Source organism: Sphingomonas sp. LH128, assembly GCF_000293195.2.
In the GTDB taxonomy this organism is placed as follows: domain Bacteria; phylum Pseudomonadota; class Alphaproteobacteria; order Sphingomonadales; family Sphingomonadaceae; genus Novosphingobium; species Novosphingobium resinovorum_A.
Map to the genome: position 1 here is coordinate 1 of NZ_ALVC01000655.1, position 396 is coordinate 396.

Genomic DNA, 396 nt, shown 5'->3' on the forward strand with positions numbered 1-396 from the left:
GAGAAAGACCGTTCGCGCAGGCTGCCATAGAGCAGCAGAATGCGCGGTGCCGGATCTAGCGCCCCCAGCCCTGCCGCTGGCCGGTGGTGGATAAAGGCCGGATCAAGCGCGGGCAGCGTGTCAGGATCGGGAAGGTCGCGGATAGGCATCAGGCAATTCCAATACGCAGCGCGAGCGCCGCAAGGGTGATGAGCAGGATGGGCACAGTGAGCGTCGCGCCCACGCGGAAGTAATAGCCCCACCCGATCTTGATGTTTTTCTGGCCCAGGACATGGAGCCACAAAAGAGTGGCGAGCGAGCCGATGGGCGTGATCTTGGGGCCAAGATCGCAGCCGATCACATTGGCGTAGATCATCGCTTCCTTCACCGCCCCGGTGGCGTGCGTGGCGTCGATCG

1 protein-coding gene and 1 pseudogene are annotated in these 396 nt (G+C 63.1%); both read right to left on the reverse strand.

From position 1 onward, the window contains the following. Positions 1-149, reverse strand: a pseudogene (locus LH128_RS31030) (arsenical resistance protein ArsH); the annotation flags it as partial. Further along, the coding region (locus LH128_RS31035; RefSeq protein ID WP_008833656.1) for an ArsB/NhaD family transporter at positions 149-396 on the reverse strand (248 nt) is incomplete at its 5' end. The pseudogene LH128_RS31030 and the gene LH128_RS31035, both read right to left, overlap by 1 nt.